Source organism: Marinobacter vulgaris (assembly GCF_003344045.1).
Classification (GTDB): Bacteria; Pseudomonadota; Gammaproteobacteria; order Pseudomonadales; family Oleiphilaceae; genus Marinobacter; species Marinobacter vulgaris.
In genome coordinates, this window is record NZ_QFWX01000039.1 from 1 (window position 1) to 529 (window position 529).

The 529-nt window shown below is 54.8% G+C and carries 1 rRNA gene; it reads left to right on the plus strand.

The features are described 5' to 3' along the window. A 23S ribosomal RNA gene (locus tag DIT71_RS17700) occupies nucleotides 1-498 on the plus strand; the annotation flags it as partial. Nucleotides 499-529 lie beyond the last annotated feature (31 nt).

Consider the following 529-nt stretch of genomic DNA (forward strand, 5'->3'; position numbering starts at 1 on the left):
ATGGAAGGGCCATCGCTCAACGGATAAAAGGTACTCCGGGGATAACAGGCTGATACCGCCCAAGAGTTCACATCGACGGCGGTGTTTGGCACCTCGATGTCGGCTCATCACATCCTGGGGCTGAAGCCGGTCCCAAGGGTATGGCTGTTCGCCATTTAAAGTGGTACGCGAGCTGGGTTTAGAACGTCGTGAGACAGTTCGGTCCCTATCTGCCGTGGACGTTGGAGATTTGAGGAAAGCTGCTCCTAGTACGAGAGGACCGGAGTGGACGAACCGCTGGTGTTCGGGTTGTGTCGCCAGACGCATTGCCCGGTAGCTATGTTCGGATAGGATAACCGCTGAAAGCATCTAAGCGGGAAGCCCCTTCCAAGATGAGATCTCCCTGGACCCTTGAGGTCCCTGAAGAGCCGTTCAAGACCAGGACGTTGATAGGTCGGGTGTGTAAGCGCTGCGAGGCGTTGAGCTAACCGATACTAATTGCTCGTGCGGCTTGACTATATAACACCCAAGACAATTGCGGATAACGCAA